Raw genomic sequence first — 18,928 nt, 5'->3', positions numbered from 1 at the left:
CGGCGTGACGACGCCGGGCCATGGTGTTTGGACGGTCTACAGGTCAGCGTGTTCCGGCCGACGCGCCGAGGGTGAACTGGATGGCGCCCGCCGCGACGGCGGCCAGGGCCAGCAGGATCACACCCCACGCGATGAGCCGGTCGGCGGCGTTGATGCGGTGCAGCCAGCGCGAGAACCTGTTGCCGCTGGTGGTGGCGGTCTCGCCCAGGGGGTCCGGGCCGGCCGGGGTGCCGGCCGGGTCGGGGGTGAGCGTCTTGACCACGGTGACCGTGGCTCCGGCCAGGACGAGCAGGGTGCCCAGCACGGCCAGCAGACCGGCGATCCAATCCTTCATGATCATCCTCCCCACGAGGGATGCCGCCGGTCGGGGTGCCGGCGAACGACTCAGGTTAGACCTGCGCCGCACTCGGCGACGCGCCGCGAACGTGAGATCGTTTGAGGTATGGCGAAGAAGCCCCCACACGACGACGTCGGTGACCGGAATCTCACTGTGCGCGGCCCCAAGGCCGCCGCGGCGGGTCTGCCGGGGGTGGGGCACGGCCTGGCGGCCGCGGTGAACCAGATGGGCGTACGCCGCACCGCGCTCACCCTGCTGAAGGTGAACCAGGCCGGTGGCTTCGACTGCCCCGGCTGCGCCTGGCCCGAGCCCGCGCCGGAGCACCGCCCGCACGCAGCGCACCCGGAAGCGCTCAGCTCGCCTCGCTCCGCTCCCCAGCGCTCGCGCTTCGAGTTCTGCGAGAACGGGGCCAAGGCGGTAGCCGAGGAGGCGACCCTGCGCCGGATCACGCCCGAGTTCTTCGCCGAGCACTCCGTGGCCGAACTCGCCGGACGCAGCGACTACTGGCTGGGCCAGCAGGGCAGGCTGACCACCCCGATGGTCAAGCACCCGGGCGGGACGCACTTCCGGCCGCTGGGCTGGGAGCAGGCGTTCGCGCTGGCCGCCGAGCACCTCAAGGCGATCGAACCGGACCAGGCCCTCTTCTACACGTCCGGCCGCACCTCGAACGAGGCCGCGTTCCTGTACCAGCTGTTCGCGCGGGCGTACGGGACGAACAATCTGCCCGACTGCAGCAACATGTGCCACGAGTCGTCGGGCGTGGCGCTGGGCGCGACGATCGGCATGGGCAAGGGCTCGGTCACCCTCGACGACATCCACGAGGCGAAGCTGATCGTGGTGGTCGGCCAGAACCCGGGCACCAACCACCCGCGCATGCTGACCGCGCTGGAGAAGGCCAAGCAGCGCGGCGCGAAGATCATCTCGATCAACCCGCTGCCCGAGGCCGGGCTGATGCGCTTCAAGAACCCGCAGAAGGTCGGCGGCCTCGTCGGCTCCGGGACCGCACTGGCCGACCTGCACCTGCCGGTCCGGGTCGGCGGCGACCTGGCCCTGTTCCAGGCGATCGGCGCGAAGCTGGTCGCGTGGGGAGCCGTCGACGAGGCGTTCGTCACGGCGTACACCTCGGGATTCGAGGGTTATGCCGCGGCCGTGCGCGAGGTGGACGCGGACCTGGTGGCCCGCGCGACCGGCCTGGGCGACGACGAGATCGAGCAGGCCGCGCGTTTGTTCGCCGCGTCGCAGGCGACCGTGGTCTGCTGGGCCATGGGCCTCACCCAGGGGCGCGACGCGGTCGCGACCATCCAGGAAGTCGTCAACGTGCAGCTGCTGCGCGGCATGATCGGCAAACCCGGCGCGGGGCTGTGCCCGGTGCGCGGGCACTCCAACGTGCAGGGCGACCGGACCATGGGCATCTGGCACGAGCCGCCGACCTGGCTCGGCGGGCTCGGCGACCGGCTCGGCCTGACCATGCCGACCAGGCGCGGGCACGACACCGTCGAGGCGATCCGGGCCATGCGCGACGGCCACGCCAAGGTGTTCGTCGCGGTCGGCGGCAACTTCGCCGCGGCCAGCCCGGACACCGACGTCACCGAGGCCGCGCTGCGCCGCTGCACGCTCACCGCACACGTGTCGACCAAGCTCAACCGCTCGCACGTGGTCACCGCCGACGAGCAGACGGTGCTGATCCTGCCCTGCCTGGGCCGCACCGAGCGGGACACCCAGGCCGCCGGGGACCAGTTCGTCACCGTCGAGGACTCGATGTCGAACGTGCACGCCTCGCAGGGCCGCCTCGACCCGGCGTCGCCGCTGCTGCGCTCCGAGGTCGCCATCGTGGCCGGGCTGGCCCGCGCGGTGCTGCCGGACTCGACCATCCCGTGGGAGTCGTACCCGCAGGACTACCGGACGATCCGGGCGCTGATCGAGCAGACCGTGCCCGGCTTCGGCGACTTCGAGGCGAAGGTGCGCACCAAGGCCGGGTTCACGCTGCCGCACCCGCCCCGCGACAGCCGCAGCTTCCCCACCCCGGACGGCAGGGCGCGGTTCACCGTCAGCCCGCTGGACGTGCTGACCGTGCCCCCGGGCCGCCTGCTGCTGCAGACGCTGCGCAGCCACGACCAGTACAACACCACGATCTACGGCCTCGACGACCGTTACCGGGGCGTCAAGGCGGGCCGCCGGGTGGTCTTCGTCAACCCCGACGACCTGACCGAACTCGGCATCGCCGACGGGGCCATCGTCGACCTGATCTCCGAGTGGGCCGACGGCGAGCGCCGCGCACCGGCGTTCCGCGTGATCGCGTACCCGACGGTGCGCGGCTGCGCCGCCGCCTACTTCCCCGAGGCGAACGTGCTGGTGCCGCTGGACTCCACGGCGACCGGGTCGAACACGCCGACCTCGAAGCAGATCATCGTCCGGCTGCAGCCCGCCTGATGGGCCGCGCCAGCGACCGCAGGCAGGTGACCCGCATCGACCTCGGCGGGCCCGGCCCCGTACGCCGCCAGGACACCCTGGCCGCCGAGGAGCCGCTGGAGATCCGGGTCGGCCACCGGCGCGGCCCGCGCCCGCCGCTCGCGGTCACCATGCGCACCCCCGGCGACGAGCTCGACCTCGCCCTCGGCTTCCTGCTCACCGAAGGCGTCGTCACCGGGCCCGGCGACGTGCTCACCGCGCAGCTCTGCGACGGCGCCGACACGGCGAACAGCTACAACGTCGTCGACGTCGTGCTCGCCGACCACGTGCCGCCGCCCGCCGCCGGAACGGAGCGCAACTTCTACACCACCTCCTCCTGCGGCGTATGCGGCAAGGCCAGCATCGACGCCATCCGCACCCGCTCCCCGCACGACGTCGCGGCCGACCCGGTCACCGTCGACGCGCACGTGCTGAGCGCGCTTCCCGACCGGCTGCGGGCCGCCCAGCGCACCTTCGAGCGCACCGGCGGGCTGCACGCGGCGGGCCTGTTCACGGCAGCCGGCGAGCTGGTCGCGATCCGGGAGGACGTCGGGCGGCACAACGCCGTCGACAAGGTCATCGGTGCTCAGTTGCAGGCCGGGCGGCTGCCGCTGGCCGGGCACGTGCTGCTGGTCTCCGGCCGGGCCAGCTTCGAGCTGACCCAGAAGGCCTGGATGGCGGGCATCAGCGTGCTGGCGGCGGTGTCCGCGCCGAGCACGCTGGCCGTCGACCTCGCCGCCGAGGCGGGCATGACCCTGGTCGGCTTCCTGCGCGGCCAGACCATGAACGTGTACGCGGGCCCGCAGCGCATCACCGCCTGACACCGCTACGGGCGCAGCGCGTGGGAGCGGCGGTAGTCGCCGTCGGCGGCGACCAGCCAGCCGTGCAGTGGTCCGTCGGCGACCCGCGCGGTGGTGGCCGCCAGGCGGCACAGGCGGGTGGCGAGTTCGAGTTCGCTGACCCCGGTCGCGCGGGCCAGCCAGTCGCCCGCACTGAGCTCGCAGCCGTACGCGGGGTCACCGGCGTCGGGGTCGATCCAGACCGTGGCGCGTACGTCGGCGGCGTCCGCCAGGTCCTCGGCGGGGCCGATGAAGACGTCGGCCGGGTCCAGCCCGTACGCCGTGTGCAGCGCCTCCCGCAGCGCCGGTGCCGACGTGCCCGACGCGAACGAGACGCTGTAACTGGCCCGGCCGTCCTGGGCGGCCTGCCACACCTGGTCGACCGCCGACCTCAGGTAAGCCCCGACCCCCTCGGGCTGCATGTTCAGGTCGCCGATAGCCTCCGCCGTGAACGGCACCCGCACCACGTCGTACGTGCCCTTCGCCGGGTCGGCGAACTCCGCGCCGTAGCGCCCCGCGACGTCCATCGCGACCAGGCGGCACGCGTACAGGTGCTGGCGCTGCCAGCGGCCGTCCTCGCGCTGCGCGTCGACGAAGGTCAGCGGCACCGCCGGGGTGACCACCGCGCGCAGCTCCTCGTCGAGCTCCCGGTACAGCGCCGCCAGCAGGTTCGCGTCCTGCCTGTCCACGCCGCCGCCGGGGGTGGCCCAGTAGCGCGGCACGCCGGGCCGGGTCCGCTCGAACAGGATCATGTCGTCGCCGTCGAGCAGCACGGCACGCACACGCTGACGGTCCGGCACGGCAACCATGTCACCAGCCTCGTCGCCCGTGACGTCGCTGTCGACCGGAAGGCCGATTCCGCCGCATGCCGGGTCCGGCTTTCGACAGCCGTGAGAAACGTGATTGAGTCTCGCCAAGCACGCGCCGTGCTGATATATGTGATTCCCGTAACCCCGGGGGAGAGGAGGTGGTCGTCATGGCTGGCGCGTCCGACCCCTCCGCAGGGGAGATCGAGACCACCAACATGCTGTTCCACCTCTCGCGGCGCTCGCAGGCGATGGTGGACCGGCTGATCAGCTGCCTGGACCGGATGGAGCAGGTCGACCCCGACGCCGACCGCATGAAGGACGTCTTCGAGCTCGACTTCCTCGCCATCCGCATGCGGCGCAACGACGAGAGCCTGCTGGTGCTGGCCGGGGGCGAGTCCGCCAGGATCCGGCGGGAGCCGGTCTCGCTGGTCGACGTGCTGCACGGGGCCCGGTCCGAGGTCGAGGACTTCCGCCGGATCGAGTTCGGCGTGATCGACGAGAGCCTGGTGGTCGTCGCCCCGGCCGTGAACGACCTGGTGCACCTGCTGGCTGAGCTGTTCGACAACGCGGCCGCGTTCTCCCCGCCGGACAGCACGGTGCTGGTGGAGGCGCGCCGGGTGGCCGACCGGGCGGTGCTGCTGATCGAGGACCGCGGCATCGGCATCGGCACGGAGCGCCTGCGCGAGCTGAACCACCGGCTGGCCCACCCGAGCCCGGTGACCGCCGCGACGTGCCGCCAGATGGGCATCGAGGTGGTCAGCCGCCTCGCCCAGCGCCACGAGATGCGCGTCGAGCTGGAGCCCGCGGGCACCCGCGGCATCGCCGCCTCGGTCGTCCTGCCCGCCCACGCCCTCGTGAACTGACCCCGCCCCGCGCGCCCGCGCGGGTGGGGTGGGTAGGGGCGTCGTGAAACGCGCTCGACCGATCCGGGAGAATGGGGATCATCTCGCTTCTCTTGGAAGGACGTGCCGATCGTGGCCGCAAACCCGGAGGCCGACTGGGTCTCCCGCTTCGCTGACGAGGTCATCGCCGAGGCGGAGCGCCGTGCTCCGGGCAAACCGATCGTCTGCGCGTCCGGCCTGAGCCCGTCCGGCCCGATCCACCTGGGCAACCTGCGCGAGGTGATGACCCCGCACCTGGTCGCCGACGAGATCCGCCGCCGCGGGCACGCCGTCGAGCACATCATCAGCTGGGACGACTACGACCGGTTCCGCAAGGTGCCCACGGTCGACGGCGTCGACCCGTCCTGGGCCGAGCACATCGGCAAGGCGCTGACCTCGGTGCCCGCCCCGGTCGGCAGCGCGTACCCGAACTGGGCGGAGCACTTCAAGGCCTCGATGATCGCGTCGCTGGCCCAGCTGGGCGTGGAGTACCGCGGCATCAGCCAGACCGAGATGTACACCTCGGGGGCGTACCAGGAGCAGATCCTGCACGCCATGCGCGAACGCGGCACGATCGACGCGGTGCTGGACCGTTACCGCACCAAGGGCCGGACCGGCGCGGGCGGCGCGCAGCAGGGCAAGCTCGACGAGGACGAGGCCGCCGCAGCGCAGGAGGCGGCGGAGGGCTCCGGCGCGGCCGCCGAGGACGACGGCACGGGCGCGGCGGGCTACTTCCCGTACAAGCCGTACTGCGCGGTCTGCGACCGTGACCTGACCACGGTGACGGCGTACGACGACGCGACGACCGAGCTGACCTACACCTGCCAGTGCGGCCACGGCGACACGGTGCTGCTGTCCGAGCACCGCAGCGGCAAGCTGGTGTGGAAGGTCGACTGGCCGATGCGCTGGGCGTACGAGGGCGTGGTGTTCGAGCCCTCGGGCGTGGACCACTCCTCCCCCGGCTCGTCGTTCCAGGTCGGCGGCCAGATCGTCGGCGAGGTCTTCGGCGGACAGCAGCCGATCGGCCCGATGTACGCCTTCGTCGGCATCTCCGGCATGGCGAAGATGAGCAGCTCGCGGGGCAGCGTGCCGACCCCGGCCGACGCGCTGCAGATCATGGAGCCGCCGCTGCTGCGCTGGCTCTACGCGCGCCGCCGCCCGAACCAGGCGTTCAAGATCGCGTTCGACCAGGAGATCCAGCGCCTCTACGACGAGTGGGACACGCTGGGCCGCAAGGTCGCCGAGGGCACCGCGAACGCGGCCGACACGGCGGCGTACAGCCGTGCCGTCGGCACCGCCGCAGGCCCGCTGCCGACGACCCCGCACCCGCTGCCGTACCGCACCCTGGCCTCGATCGTCGACATCACCACCGGCGACCCGGAGCAGACCCTGCGCATCCTGCGCGACCTGGACCCGGCCGACCCGGTGACCTCGCTCGACGAGACCCGCCCGCGCCTGGACCGCGCCCAGCACTGGATCACCACCCAGGTCCCCGCCGACCAGCGCACCCGCGTCCTGCCCGAGCCCGACGCCGCCCTGCTGGCCAAGCTCGACGACGACCAGCGCGAGTCCCTGCGCCTGCTGCTGGCGGGCCTGGACGGCCACTGGTCCCTGGAGGGCCTGACCACCCTGGTCTACGGCGTCCCCAAGACCCGCCTCGGCCTGCCCATGGACGTCAAGCCGACGCCCGAGCTCAAGGTCGCCCAGCGCGAGTTCTTCGCCCTGCTCTACCACCTGCTGGTAGGCCGCGACACCGGCCCGCGCCTGCCCACCCTCCTCCTGGCCGTCGGCCCCGACCAGGTCCGCACCCTGCTCACCCCCTGACCGAGCCCACCACACACCACGGTTCGCCAGTCCGGCCCTGACCCACCCACCCCGCCCGACTCACCCCGCCCCGCCCCGCCCGCCCCGACCGCATAGACGCTGGCCTATCACGTCGAATTTGAAGGCCGAAAATTCGATGTGATAGGCCAGCGTCGATAAAAGGCGGGCCGCGTGGGAGCCGGACGGGTGGGGCCGGTCCGGGTGGGCGGGTGGGTCAGGGTTCGAGGAGGGTGGCGCGGAGGCGGGTGATGTAGGCGTCGTCGATGCCCAGCTGGGTCTCGGCGTAGCCGCGCAGGGAGCCGTGGTGCTCCGCGGCCCAGGCCAGGAACAGCGTCATCACCTCGGCGGGAGCGCGGCCGTAGCCGGGCCAGACCGGCGGGACGCCCATCAGGGCGGTGATGTCGGCGACCAGGCCCGCCGTGGCCAGTTCGGTGAGCGCGAAGTCCTCGACGACGACCTCGTCGGGCACGTCGAGCAGGGTCAGCACCAGGGCCGCGAGCAGGCCGGTGCGGTCCTTGCCGGATGCGCAGTGGAACACCAGCGGACCGCTGTCCTCGGCTACGATCACGTCGAGCGCCTGCCGCAGCTCCACCACCCCGTCCTGCGCGACCTCGACGTACTTGCCCGCCAGGAACGGCCCGACAGCCACCTCCGGTCCCAGCTCCGCCTGCCGGTACGGCCGATGCTCGACGCTGAGGTTGTGGTACGCCAGCCCGTCGTGCTCGCGCACCCGGCCCCGCTTGGCGATCTCGAACGGATACCGCAGGTCGATCACGGTCTTGACGCCCAGTTCCAGAAACCGCGCCCAGTCCCCGTCATCCATCTTGGACAGCGCGTCGGCGCGGTAGAGCCGCCCCCAGCGCACGGTCCTGCCCTCGAATCCCGCGTAGCCGCCCAGGTCCCGGAAGTTGCGCAGCCGCGTGAACGCGATGTGTCTACTCACGTCGGATCACCCTACGGGCCGCGGACCCGTCCCGTCCGGCCCGGATCTTACGGCTAGAACAGGCCTTTTTCACCATCTACTCAAACCGGACGTATCCCTATAGAGTCGTGACAGCCGCGGCAACACCTGCACGTCATCGCCAGGAAAACGTCAGGAGACGGTGATGCAAGCGTTCGTCCTGCCCGACTTCTACCTCCCCCACCCGGCGCGGCTGAACCCGCACGAGCAGCACGCCCGGGACCACTCGAACGCCTGGGCCCAGCAGATGGGCATGCTCGACGCCCCCGGCCCGTCCGGCGAACCGGTGTGGGACCTGGAGAAGCTGAACAAGCACGACTACGCGCTGATGTGCGCGTACACCCATCCCGACTGTGACTCCACGGCGCTGGACCTGGTCACCGACTGGTACGTGTGGGTGTTCTTCTTCGACGACCACTTCCTGGAGTCCTTCAAGTACGACCGCGACCTCGTCGGGGCGCAGGAGTACCTGGACCGGCTGGAACTGTTCATGACCGAGCCCGGCCAGACCCCGCCGGAGCCGCGCAACCCGGCCGAGGCGGGCCTGGCCGACCTGTGGGCGCGCACCATCCCGCACATGTCCGACGGGTGGCGGCGGCGCTTCGTGGCCAGCACGCACAACCTCATGGTCGAGTCGATGTGGGAGCTGGACAACATCAACCGGCACCGCATCGCCAACCCGATCGAGTACATCGAGATGCGGCGGCGGGTCGGCGGCGCGCCCTGGTCGGCGAACCTCGTCGAGTACGCCTGCGGGGCCGAGGTGCCCGACCGGCTGGCCGGGCTGCGCCCGCTGCAGGTGCTGCGCGACACCTTCGCCGACGCGGTGCACCTGCGCAACGACCTGTTCTCGTACCAGCGGGAGGTCGCCGAGGAGGGCGAGAACTCCAACGCGGTGCTGGTGCTGGAGAAGTTCCTCGACGTGCCCACCCAGCGGGCCGGTGACCTGGTCGGCGAGCTGCTGACCTCGCGCCTGCACCAGTTCGAGCACACCGCGCTGACCGAGCTGCCGGTGCTGTACGCCGAGCACGGGGTCACCCCGCCGGAGCAGCTGGCGGTGGCGCTGTACGCCAAGGGGCTGCAGGATTGGCAGTCGGGCGGGCACGAGTGGCACGCCCGGTCCAGCCGGTACACGAAGATCACGCCACGGGCCGAGGGTCCTGCCGCGGTACTGGCCCCGGGGCTGCCGACGCTGTTCGGGCAGTACGCCCACCTGCCGCTCGGGCGGCAACCGGGCCACCTGCCGATCCCCCCGCTGCACATGCCCTACCAGCCACGGACCAGCCCGCACCTGAACCGGGCCCGGCGGCAGACCGTGCAGTGGGGCCGCGAGATGGGCATGCTCGACCCCGTGCCGGGCACCGGCGTACACGGGCTGTGGGACGAGCAGGCCCTCGAAGGGTTCGACTTCCCGCACTGCGCCGCGATGATCCACGCCGACGCGACCCCGGAGGAGCTGGAGGTCTCGTCGAACTGGCTCACCTGGGGCACCTACGGCGACGACCTGTTCCCGGTGCAGTTCGGCCGCGGCCGGGACTTCCTCGGCGCGAAGGCGGCCAACGCCCGGCTGTCGCTGTTCATGCCGCTGGACGGCGAGCCGGTCCCGGCACCGGCGAACCCCATGGAACGCGGCCTGGCGGACCTGTGGCAGCGCACCGCAGGCCCGATGGCCCCGGCCGCGCGGGCGCGCTTCCGGCAGTCGGTCGAGGACATGACCGCCTCCTGGGTATGGGAGCTGGCCAACCAGATCCAGAACCGGGTGCCCGACCCGGTGGACTACGTGGAGATGCGCCGGGCGACGTTCGGCTCCGACATGACGATGAGCCTGTGCCGGCTCGCCCACGCCGGAGCGGTGCCCGACGAGATCTACGAGAACCGGGTGATCCAGCAACTGGAGCACGCCGCGCAGGACTACTCGTGCTTCACCAACGACCTGTTCTCCTACCAGAAGGAGATCGAGTACGAGGACGAGATCCACAACCTGGTGTTCGTGCTGGAGCGCTTCCTCGGCTGCGACCGTTACGCCGCGCGTGACCTGGTGGCGCGGTTGATGACCGAGCGCATGCGGCAGTTCGAGCACATCGTGTCGGTGGAGCTGCCCGCCATGTTCGACCAGCTGGACCTGGACGACGAGATCCGGCGACGGCTGACGGCGTACGCCGACCAGCTCAAGGACTGGATGTCGGGCATCCTGCGCTGGCACGAGGACTGCGTGCGCTACTCCCCCGCCAGCCTGTCGATGCGCAGCCCCGGCCTGGCCACCCACGCCCCCGCGCTGCTGCCGCTGCCGACGGGGCTGGGCACCTCGGCGGTGCGGGTGCTGGAGCTGCTCGCGCCACGTTAGCTCCACGCACACCCGTGGCACCGCATCCGGATCAGCTCCGGGTGCGGTGCCACGGTGCGCTCGGCCCCACCGGCGAGCTCTCGAGCTGCGCCCGAAGCAGCCAATATATCGATGTTAATAGATTGTTTCAAGCCGTCACATCTTATCGATATCTGACAGTCTATCGATCTATGGCCACGCTTAGTGTATCGGTGGTTGCCGAATCGTCACTATCGGCAACCACACCCCCGTCCCCTAGATCGGAGGCCCCTGGTGGTCCGACTCGTCCGCGTCGCGCTCACCGCAATGCTGGTGCTCGGCGGCACCCTGTTCGCCGCCGCACCGGCGAACGCCGCAGTGCTCGACGTCCAGTGCACCTCGCCGAGCAGCACCAACACCATCACGTTCAGCCCGCCGCTGACCCTGGTGTACCAGCCGACCGTGGTGTCACGCACCACGAACTACAAGCCCTGCCGCGCCCCGCGCTGGCCCAACCTGGTCTCCGGCTTCGAGACCAAGACGATCACCATGATGGACGACTGCACCATGGTGCTCGGCACGCTGAACGTGAACTTCACGATCACCTGGAACACCGGTCAGACGACCACGGTCAGCGCCGTGCGTACCGCCTCGCTGTCCGGCTCCAACCTCGTCGTGACGTTCAACGGCACCGTCACCGCCGGACTGTTCCTCGGCAGCAACGTCAACCAGGTGTTCGTCGGCTCGGGGGTCGACCTCATCAACTGCCTCGCCGGCCGCGGCGCGGTGAAGAGCATCGTGTCCCGGGTGAACCTGACCATCACCCACTGACACCACACCGGGGCCGTGGCGGCCACAGCCCTGCCGCCGCCACGGCCCTACCCGGATCCCCGGAAACGGGAAAGCCTGCGCCGACGTCGAGAAGTCCGTCGCGGACAACGCGACCCGGTTCTCGGTGTCAATCAATCCGGATCATGGCCAGGCCCGGCCGGACTTTGGCCACCGAGGCGAAGTCCGCGTCGGCGTGCAGCAACGTCAGCCGCTGCTCGGCAGCCGTGAGTGCGATGACGATGTCCATGGGAGAAGGACCGCGATGATGTCCGATCCGGATGAGGTCGCGCTGCACGGCAAGCACCTGACGCCAGGGATCGTCGATCGGCGGACACCATGCGAACGTCTGCTTGAGCACGGCGAAGAACGGTTCGTAGTCACGGTCGGCGCGGACCGAGACCATGAGCTCCGACTCGACCGGCGACGTGATCGCGACCAGACCCTGCGCCACGTACGTCGTCCACGGCTCTCCCACCTGGCCCCGCAACAGCCGCCACACGGCGGAGGTGTCAGCTAGATAGGTCACCGGCCTGCGCGCTCCTCTTCCTCCAGCACGTCGAAGTCCAGGATCTGATCGGCGTTGTCACGCAGCCAGGCGAGCCCACGGACCCGATCGTCGGCACTGGTGCCGGCCGCGATCGCCAGCGCGCGATTGATCGTCTCGCGCTTTGTCTTCGTGCCGAGCTGCTGTTGGGCAAAGGCCAGCATCGAGTCGTCTACATCGATAACCGTTCGAGCCATCGTCGGCCTCCTGCGGTGATATACGCAACGATGCCAAGATATCACGATGGGCATACACGGGTTCGGCCAGCGAACCGTCGGCACCGGCGGCGCTTCCCCCGATGAGCTCCGGCAGCATGGCGTAGTGCCCGCTGCCTGCCCTGGCAAAGCGAAACGCCCAGGTCGTTGACCTGGGCGTTTCGCATTTCGGTGGAGCCGAGGGGACTCGAACCCCTGACCCCCACACTGCCAGTGTGGTGCGCTACCAGCTGCGCCACGGCCCCTTGTTCCTGGTAAGTCCCCGTTTGACGTTTCCGCCGCCGGGCACCTGCGAAATATTACACGGCCCCACCCCCCGCGCAAAAACGGGTATCCCCGCGAGTCGACCGAGGCCGCAGCCACCGCACGCACCAGCCGATCATGAACTCGGGTTCACGACCGGCCGAGACCCGCGCAGGTCAGTTGAGGGCGACGTCGGGCGGGAAGTTGGCCACCGCGGCCGTCATGCCGCCCTGGCGGCGCAGCACCAGCGGCCACAGCTCCTCGGGCTGGGTGCGGAACGGGTCACTGGGCAGGGCCTCGAACACCAGCCAGGCGTTCTCCTCGATCTCCTGCTCCAGCTGCCCGGCGCCCCACCCGGCATAGCCGTGGTAGACGCGCACGCACTCCAGCCGCTGGCCGACGCGGGCCGGATCGCGACTGAGGTCCACCGTGCCGATCTGCCCCATCACCCGGCTGAAGCCGACGAAGCCCGCCACGCCCGCGCGGGCACGTGCCACGCAGATGGCCGAGTCCGTGCCGACCGGCCCGCCCTCGAACAGCACCCCGGGCTCGCGCAGCAGCGACTCCCAGCCGGGCAGGATGTCACCCACCAGCGCTTCGGTGGGCCGGTTCAGCACCACCCCGAGCGCCCCGTCGGCCTCGTGGGCCAGAACGAAGACGACCGTACGTTCGAAGTTGGGATCCCGGAGCGAGGGCATGGCAACCAGCAGGTGCCCGGTCAGTGACTCCACTGCGTCCCGCCCCGTGCCCTTCCCCGCATTGTCGTGCCGCGTGGTGTGCGGCTCTCCCGACGCCATGAATGGCACCCTATCCGTCCGGAGGCGGCACGGTCAGGGTCTCGGCACGGCTTGTGCGCCAAACTTCCCCGACTCGGTGACAAGGACCGTTCTGACCTGCACCCGTTCGCGTACATGAGACCCGTTCGACACGCCGCTAGAATTCGCGGGTGATTCTTACCGGCACCGTGGCCCCCGACCGGCCGCTGATCGTCGTCGCGCTGGCCGAGGAGGCCGCGCACCTGGACACCCCGTATCCGGTGCTGCTGACCGGTGTGGGCAAGGTCAGCGCGGCGCTGGCGGTGGCGCGGGTGCTGGGCGCGGGTGTGCTGCCGCGCGAGATCGTGAACCTGGGCACCGCCGGGGCGCTGCGGTCCGGCCTGGGCGGCCTGCACGAGATCAGCCGGGTGGTACAGCACGACTTCCACACCGCGACGATCCAGGCGGTGACCGGCTACACCTTCGGCGGCCCGCTGGACCTGCCGGGCGCCGGGCCGGTGCTGGCCACCGGGGACGTGTTCGTCTCCGACCCGGTGCTGCGTACGGCGCTGGCCGAGCACGCGGACCTGGTCGACATGGAGGGCTACGCCGTCGCCGCGGCGGCGGCTGCGTACGGCGTGCCGCTGCGGATGGTCAAGCAGGTCAGCGACGAGGCGGACGGCGAGGCCGTCACGGGCTGGGCCGAGGCCGTCGACCACTGCGCCCGGCTGCTCGCGGGCTGGCTGGCCGAGTGGCAGTCCGACGCCGTGCGCTGACGCCGCGAGCCGCCGGTCGGGGATGATCGTCGCTGCCTGGTGTCCGATGGAGTCGTCATACCCGAGGTGCTGACACTAAACGGCGACCAACGGGATGCCTCAGGTCTCTCCGCCGAGGTCGACGCCGTACGCCTGGTACAGGACGTCGGCGGTGCGCTGGCGGTGGGCGGTCAGCCGGTGTGCGAGCTGTTCCTCGGTGTGCCGGTCGGCGGGAGCGGAGGTCACCGCGGCGAGCAGCGCGCGGCGGTCCGACTCCAGGGCCTGCACGCTGTGGGTCAGGCGCGGGGCGTCCGCGATGACCTCGCCGAGCCGGCCGGATGGGCCGAGCACCGCGTTCGACAGCTCGTCCAGTGAATCGGTGGCCATGCCTCACCCCCGGACCGCGAAACGTCCTTGCGTTCGATGGTCACGCGGGCGTGGCCCGAAGTCCATACCTTTGCCCAGGTTTGAACGTGCGTTCAGCCAGTCATTCGGGCAGTTACCAGGGCGTATACGGCGAACGGCCCCGGTCCTGGTGGACCGGGGCCGTTACATCAGGTGGAGGTGCCGGGAATCGAACCCGGGTCCATCGCCGCATAAACAGGGCTTCTCCGAGCGCAGCTCACTATGCCTCTACTCGGCCCCACCGATCACATGAGCAAGACGGTGTGACGGGCCCAGTCGCGATTGATCTCGCCTCAGCAGCCCCGCGACGGGACTGAATCGGCCAGCCTACTAACTGATGCCGGTACACGGGCCGTAGGCACTCCCGGACCGACAGACTTGCTACTCGCCTCAGGCGGCGAGAGCGAAGTCGCGCTTGACGTTAGTCTTGGCGCTTATAGTTTTCCGACGACGATTATCGAGACGACGTCGGCTTCCTCGGCTCGCTTCTCCTGCCGCAACGAACGATGTCGAAACCTGTCACCCCCTGGTCGCGCGAGAGCGCGTGCGCGCTGACGATCACCGCGCCTGTAAAGAGTAACGTCCGGGGCGACCAAAGTCATTCCGGTATCGGTCAACTCCCCGTGCAGGCGATCCCGTCCACCGTGCAGGCGGTGACCTTCTGGCCGAGGGCCAGCAGGGCCGGGAAACGGATGATGAAGGTCACCGATCCGTTCGCGGCCACCGTGCGCGCCGCGCCGACCGGGGTCACCGTGATGCTGGTGCCGTCCTGGACGAAGTTCACCGCCGAGGTGGACCTGTTCTCCACCGCCCGGTCCGCGGGCATGGTCAGCACGACGGTCCAGTTCTCCCGTGCGGTCGCACCGGGATTGCGCACCGTGACCTCGGTGTCGAAACCGCCGAGCCCGAGCAGCGCGATCGTGCGGTAGGTCGCCGTCAGCGGCGTGCCGCCGGGCGGCGTGGCGGTCGCCTCGGGCAGCGGGGTGGCGAGCGGCGATCCGGAGACCCCTGGTCGGGGCGAGGCGCCGGGCGCACCCGGCAGCGGGGTGCCCGAGGCAGCCGCCGCCGGGTCCGTCACGCCTACGCCGGGCTGCACGCCGGAGTCCAGCCCGTAGACCGGCTCGGTGTTGGCGCTGGGCGCGCCGCCGCTGTTGCCGCCGATCATGACGGCCACCGCGGTGCTGATCAGCACGACCAGCACCACCGCTCCGGCCAGCGAGAGCAGCCGCAGCCGCTTGGAGGCCCCAGCGGGCGGCGGCGGGGGCGCCGGGTCGAAGGCGACCGTCTCGCGCCGCCTTGGGGCCGCGGTGTGCAGGTCGGCCCGCACGCCGCCCAGGTCGACCTCGCCGGAGGCGAGCCGGTCCAGGGACGCGGGCAGCTGGTCGCCGAACATGAACTGGTATGACCGGCGCAGCTCGCGCCGCCGCTGGGTGCCGTCGACGCCGAAGAATCCCGTCTGCAGCACCGTCAGCCGGCAACCGGCCGCGGTGTCCGCCAGCGACCAGGTGACCTCGGTGTGCGTGTGGTCGTCCCGCCAGTGCATGGCCAGACGCTCCTGCGCGGCCACCGCCACCACGTCCAGATCGAACGGTGTCGCCAGCCCGGCCAGGCCCGGCGGCGGGAAGGCACGGAAGGTCTCCCCCGCGGACGGCGCGAGATCGGTGGGCACGAACCACTCGCGCAGCAGTCGCTGCTCGGTGAGCGCCCGCCAAACCCTGGCCCGGGGGTGGGAGAGATCGACGTCGAGTCGCAGCTCGGTCACGGACCGACTATAGGGTCGCTCCCCCGCCCATGACATCCCCGAAATCGACCAAGGTCATGACCCGGCTGTCCGTCACCCGACAGAGGTGCTATCTCTTACCGCAGCTCACGCCCTCGACGGCGCAGCTTTCCGGCCGGGTCGCGCCGGAGGGATCACCCACCTGGAAGGCGACCGTGAACTCCTCGCCCGCAGGCAGCTCACGGTGTACGGCCTGCGGGGTGAAGGTGACCCGGTCGCCGTCCTGCCGGAAGTCGATCCGGTCCCAGGCGCTGGTCACCGCGGCTCCCCTGGGGAGGGTGACCTTTGCCGACCAGCCGTCCAGCGCCGCGTTCGGTCGGATGGCGATCTCTCCGATGTAGCCGCCGTTCCAGGTCTCCAGCGTCCGATAGGTGACGGTCACCGCCGCGCCCTCGGTGGGTCCGGGGCGGCTCGGCGCGGACGCGGCCGCCGACGGCGGGACGGCCGCCGACGCGCCCGGTGCGACGGACAGGCTCGGTGCGACGGACGGGCTCGGCGAAGCCGCCGCCGAGGGTGTCACGGACTCCGCTGCCTGCACCCCGGACCACGGGCCACGGGCACCGTCGACCGGCTCCGCCGCAGGGTCGGGCGACCGCAGCAGCAGCGTCGCGACCGCGGTGACCGCCAGCACCGTGAGCACCATCGCCCCTGCCGCCGACAGCAACCGCAGCCGCCGGTCCACCGGCATGTGGAACACCCGGCCGAGCAGACCGCCGGGTCCCGGATCGTCCTCGTCCCCGACGTCCGGCCCGGCAGCGTCCAGCTCCTCGGCGATCAGGTCCGCAGGGTCCGGGTGATGGGCGTCGAACCCGGGCTCGGCCGGCTCGTCCGCGCCACGGTCCCGGACGGGCGAACCGAGGACCGCCGTGGGCGGCGGACAGGCTCCGGGGTACGCCACAGATGGCGGGCGGGACCGGGAACCCGACGCCGATCGTGCCGGTCCGGCGGCCTGCCGGGCGCGGCTCACCGGCGCGGCCGCCGGGCGGCGGGGCATGTCGGCGGCGTCGTAGATGTCCCTGCTGCGCCGCCGCCGGGACGGGGCCGCCGCCGCCAGCTCCTGGCGGGCCAGCAGGGCGGGCAGCCGCTGTTCGAACATCGTCGCGTACGCCCGCCGCAGCTCCACCCGGCGCACCTGACCCGCGATGCCGAGAAAACCGGTCTGGCTCACCCGCAGCCGACAGCCCTCCGCCACCGTCGACAGCTCCCAGACCACGTCGGCGTGCAGCTGCTCGCCGCGCCAGCGCAGGGCCAGCCGGGTCGGCCCGACCACCTCGATGACGTCCATGTCGAACGGCACCGTGAATCCCGGCAGGTCACCGGCCGGGTACGCGCGATAGACGCCGCCCTGCACCGGCACGAGGTCGGTCTGCAGGAACCACTCGCCGAGCAGCCTGCGATCGGTCAGCGCCAGCCACACCAGCTCCACCGGGTACGGGAGCTCCACATCGAGCCGCAGCACGGTCACGGCCCGAATATAGGGCCGTCCGGCCGCCCTGCCGCAGGGTTTAGGGCGGAGTTAAGCCAGTGCTCAGTCAGCCTGGCACGCGACGCCGTTGACGGTGCAGGTGACCGGGAAGTCGCCCTGCCCGCGCCGGCCGATGAAACCGAAGGTCAGGCTCGCGCCGGGGGCGAGGTCGCCGCGTTCGGGGGTGAACGTCCACACACCGTCCTGACCGGACCGGTCGGCCTCCCAGTCGCCGTCGACGGTGGCGCCCTGCGGCAGCTGGATGCGGACCGTCCAGGCCAGCGGGGCGGTGCCGGTGTTGCGCACCCGTACGGAGATCACATAACCGCCGCCCCAGGAGTTCACGTCGTACGTCGCGGTGGCGGTGCCGGAAGCGGGCGGCGGCGCGGCGACGGGCGGGCTCGACGGCCGGGGCCCGCTGCTGCCCGGGGCGGGGCTGGCGGGCGGGGACGCCGACGGCGCGGTTGACGGGGAGGCGCTCGGCCGCGCGGGCGGCACCTCGGGCAGGGTGCCCGCGCTGGGCGTCATCACCCCGAAGCCGTCGGTGAACCCGGCCCCCGTGGCGGACGCGCCGCTCGTGGGCGGCGCCGTCGACGGCTCGGGTGCGGGTTTGGCCAGCGCCCACGCGGCCGCGCCCGACACCAGCAGGCACATCGTCGCGACGCCGATCACGAGCGGCTGACGGCCGACCCGACGCCGGACGGGCTCCTCGTGCGCCGTGGGCTCGGCCGGACGCGGGGCGGGCTCCTGCGCCGGGTCTTCGACCGTACGGGGCAGCAGGGTGGTCTCGTCGTCCTCGTGCAGCCGATGCTTGCTCACGACCCGCGAGGCTACCGTGACCGCGCTCGCCTCCGCGATCGGCCATCCGACTCTGACCCGGTGGCCGCCTCGCGGTGGCTCTAGCGCATGCCCTTGGCGCGGCGGCCGAGCTCGCGGCTGATCTCCCGGTCGGAGTCCCGCTTGGCGATGTCCTGGCGCTTGTCGTAGGTCTTCTTACCGCGCGCGAGCCCGATCTCCACCTTGGCCCAGCCGTCCTTGAAGTACATGGACAGCGGGATCATCGTCAGACCGCCCTCACGGGTCTTCGTGAGCAGGTGGATGATCTCCTTCTGCTTGAGCAGCAGCTTGCGGGTCCGCCGCGGCGCGTGGTTGGTCCACGTGCCCATGGCGTACTCCGGAATGTGCAGCGCGTGCAGGTAGATCTCCCCGTCGCGCTCCTGGCCGAACGCGTCGACCAGCGACGCCCGCCCCGCCCGCAGCGACTTCACCTCGGTGCCCATCAGCGCGATGCCCGCCTCGAACGTCTCGAGGATGGCGTAGTCGTGATACGCCTTGCGGTTCGACGCGATGACCTTGCGCCCCTTCTCCCGCGGCATGACTGCCCTCCTCTCCTCGATCTCGATCACGGCAACCCGCCAATGCTACCGATCACCAACCCCCACCCGCGATCGAGATAACCCCCACCGGCCCGGCCCACCCCTCCACCCCTGTCGCAACTCTTAAAAAGTCGCGGCCTCCGGCAGTGCCGGAGGCC

General features: G+C 71.3%; 18 protein-coding genes, 1 tRNA gene and 1 other RNA gene. 7 read left to right on the top strand and 13 right to left on the bottom strand.

The genetic code is table 11. The annotated features are described in order from the left end of the window. Positions 1-43 precede the first annotated feature (43 nt). The gene (locus HAV40_RS17955) at positions 44-334 is read right to left on the bottom strand and encodes a hypothetical protein (RefSeq protein ID WP_166382730.1); all 291 of its coding nucleotides are present in this window, start codon (positions 332-334) and stop codon (positions 44-46) included. A gap of 108 nt (positions 335-442) precedes the next feature. Here HAV40_RS17955 and HAV40_RS17950 point away from each other — a divergent pair, with 108 nt between their 5' ends. Both HAV40_RS17950 and fdhD read left to right on the top strand, forming a co-directional pair. Next, positions 443-2,767 (top strand): FdhF/YdeP family oxidoreductase, encoded by a 2,325-nt coding sequence (locus tag HAV40_RS17950; RefSeq protein ID WP_166382728.1) that lies wholly within the window; start codon positions 443-445, stop codon positions 2,765-2,767. Next, a complete protein-coding gene (gene fdhD / locus HAV40_RS17945; RefSeq protein ID WP_166382727.1) occupies positions 2,767-3,606 on the top strand; it encodes a formate dehydrogenase accessory sulfurtransferase FdhD in 840 nt (279 codons plus the stop codon). The genes HAV40_RS17950 and fdhD overlap by 1 nt, the downstream gene beginning before the upstream one ends. A 5-nt stretch (positions 3,607-3,611) precedes the next feature. Here fdhD and HAV40_RS17940 read toward each other — a convergent pair whose 3' ends face one another. Next, positions 3,612-4,406, bottom strand: a complete 795-nt coding sequence (locus HAV40_RS17940; protein ID WP_203671116.1) for an NUDIX domain-containing protein — start codon at positions 4,404-4,406, stop codon at positions 3,612-3,614. A gap of 194 nt (positions 4,407-4,600) precedes the next feature. Between HAV40_RS17940 and HAV40_RS17935 the strand changes: the two genes are divergently transcribed. Together HAV40_RS17935 and lysS are read left to right on the top strand one after the other, a co-directional pair. Further along, on the top strand, positions 4,601-5,296 hold the full coding sequence (locus tag HAV40_RS17935) for a sensor histidine kinase (RefSeq protein ID WP_166382723.1): 696 nt from the start codon (positions 4,601-4,603) through the stop codon (positions 5,294-5,296). A gap of 111 nt (positions 5,297-5,407) precedes the next feature. Beyond that, a complete protein-coding gene (lysS, locus tag HAV40_RS17930; RefSeq protein WP_203671114.1) occupies positions 5,408-7,138 on the top strand; it encodes a lysine--tRNA ligase in 1,731 nt (576 codons plus the stop codon). A gap of 214 nt (positions 7,139-7,352) precedes the next feature. Here lysS and HAV40_RS17925 read toward each other — a convergent pair whose 3' ends face one another. Next, positions 7,353-8,081 (bottom strand): tyrosine-protein phosphatase, encoded by a 729-nt coding sequence (locus tag HAV40_RS17925; RefSeq protein ID WP_166382719.1) that lies wholly within the window; start codon positions 8,079-8,081, stop codon positions 7,353-7,355. A gap of 163 nt (positions 8,082-8,244) precedes the next feature. Between HAV40_RS17925 and HAV40_RS17920 the strand changes: the two genes are divergently transcribed. Together HAV40_RS17920 and HAV40_RS17915 are read left to right on the top strand one after the other, a co-directional pair. After that, positions 8,245-10,443, top strand: a complete 2,199-nt coding sequence (locus HAV40_RS17920; protein ID WP_166382717.1) for a terpene synthase family protein — start codon at positions 8,245-8,247, stop codon at positions 10,441-10,443. Positions 10,444-10,695: 252 nt separating this feature from the next. Next, positions 10,696-11,232, top strand: coding sequence for a hypothetical protein (locus HAV40_RS17915; protein WP_166382715.1), 537 nt, complete (start codon positions 10,696-10,698; stop codon positions 11,230-11,232). A gap of 127 nt (positions 11,233-11,359) precedes the next feature. On the opposite strand, the gene HAV40_RS17910 is transcribed toward HAV40_RS17915, so the two are convergent. The 4 genes from HAV40_RS17910 to HAV40_RS17895 form a co-directional block, all read right to left on the bottom strand. Then, positions 11,360-11,683: a PIN domain-containing protein gene (locus HAV40_RS17910; protein WP_203671112.1), complete on the bottom strand. Its 324-nt coding sequence runs from the start codon at positions 11,681-11,683 to the stop codon at positions 11,360-11,362. Positions 11,684-11,754: 71 nt separating this feature from the next. Continuing rightward, the gene (locus HAV40_RS17905) at positions 11,755-11,973 is read right to left on the bottom strand and encodes a type II toxin-antitoxin system VapB family antitoxin (protein WP_166382711.1); all 219 of its coding nucleotides are present in this window, start codon (positions 11,971-11,973) and stop codon (positions 11,755-11,757) included. A gap of 190 nt (positions 11,974-12,163) precedes the next feature. Then, positions 12,164-12,236 (bottom strand) — tRNA-Ala (locus HAV40_RS17900). Positions 12,237-12,410: 174 nt separating this feature from the next. After that, on the bottom strand, positions 12,411-13,031 hold the full coding sequence (locus HAV40_RS17895) for a YqgE/AlgH family protein (protein ID WP_166382709.1): 621 nt from the start codon (positions 13,029-13,031) through the stop codon (positions 12,411-12,413). 149 nt (positions 13,032-13,180) lie between these two features. Between HAV40_RS17895 and HAV40_RS17890 the strand changes: the two genes are divergently transcribed. Beyond that, positions 13,181-13,765, top strand: a complete 585-nt coding sequence (locus HAV40_RS17890) for a nucleosidase (protein WP_166382707.1) — start codon at positions 13,181-13,183, stop codon at positions 13,763-13,765. Positions 13,766-13,864: 99 nt separating this feature from the next. Here the strand turns inward: HAV40_RS17890 and HAV40_RS17885 are convergent, their stop codons facing one another. The 6 genes from HAV40_RS17885 to smpB all read right to left on the bottom strand — a co-directional run bounded on the left by HAV40_RS17885 (position 13,865) and on the right by smpB (position 18,770). After that, on the bottom strand, positions 13,865-14,131 hold the full coding sequence (locus tag HAV40_RS17885) for a hypothetical protein (RefSeq protein ID WP_166382706.1): 267 nt from the start codon (positions 14,129-14,131) through the stop codon (positions 13,865-13,867). 169 nt (positions 14,132-14,300) lie between these two features. Continuing rightward, positions 14,301-14,676, bottom strand: a transfer-messenger RNA (tmRNA) gene (gene ssrA, locus HAV40_RS17880). A gap of 86 nt (positions 14,677-14,762) precedes the next feature. After that, a complete protein-coding gene (locus tag HAV40_RS17875; protein WP_166382704.1) occupies positions 14,763-15,911 on the bottom strand; it encodes an SRPBCC domain-containing protein in 1,149 nt (382 codons plus the stop codon). Positions 15,912-15,999: 88 nt separating this feature from the next. After that, entirely contained in the window at positions 16,000-17,394 is a 1,395-nt protein-coding gene (locus tag HAV40_RS17870) for a cellulose binding domain-containing protein (protein WP_166382702.1), read from the bottom strand. A 63-nt stretch (positions 17,395-17,457) separates the two neighbouring features. Further along, on the bottom strand, positions 17,458-18,213 hold the full coding sequence (locus HAV40_RS17865) for a cellulose binding domain-containing protein (RefSeq protein ID WP_166382700.1): 756 nt from the start codon (positions 18,211-18,213) through the stop codon (positions 17,458-17,460). A gap of 80 nt (positions 18,214-18,293) precedes the next feature. Beyond that, positions 18,294-18,770, bottom strand: coding sequence for an SsrA-binding protein SmpB (smpB, locus tag HAV40_RS17860; RefSeq protein WP_166382698.1), 477 nt, complete (start codon positions 18,768-18,770; stop codon positions 18,294-18,296). Positions 18,771-18,928: the final 158 nt, after the last annotated feature.

Origin of the sequence: Catellatospora methionotrophica (assembly GCF_011297335.1) — a bacterium.
GTDB classification, from domain to species: Bacteria; Actinomycetota; Actinomycetes; order Mycobacteriales; family Micromonosporaceae; genus Catellatospora; species Catellatospora methionotrophica.
Note: the sequence above shows the minus strand (reverse complement) of the source record. Positions and strands in the feature narration are given on the sequence as shown.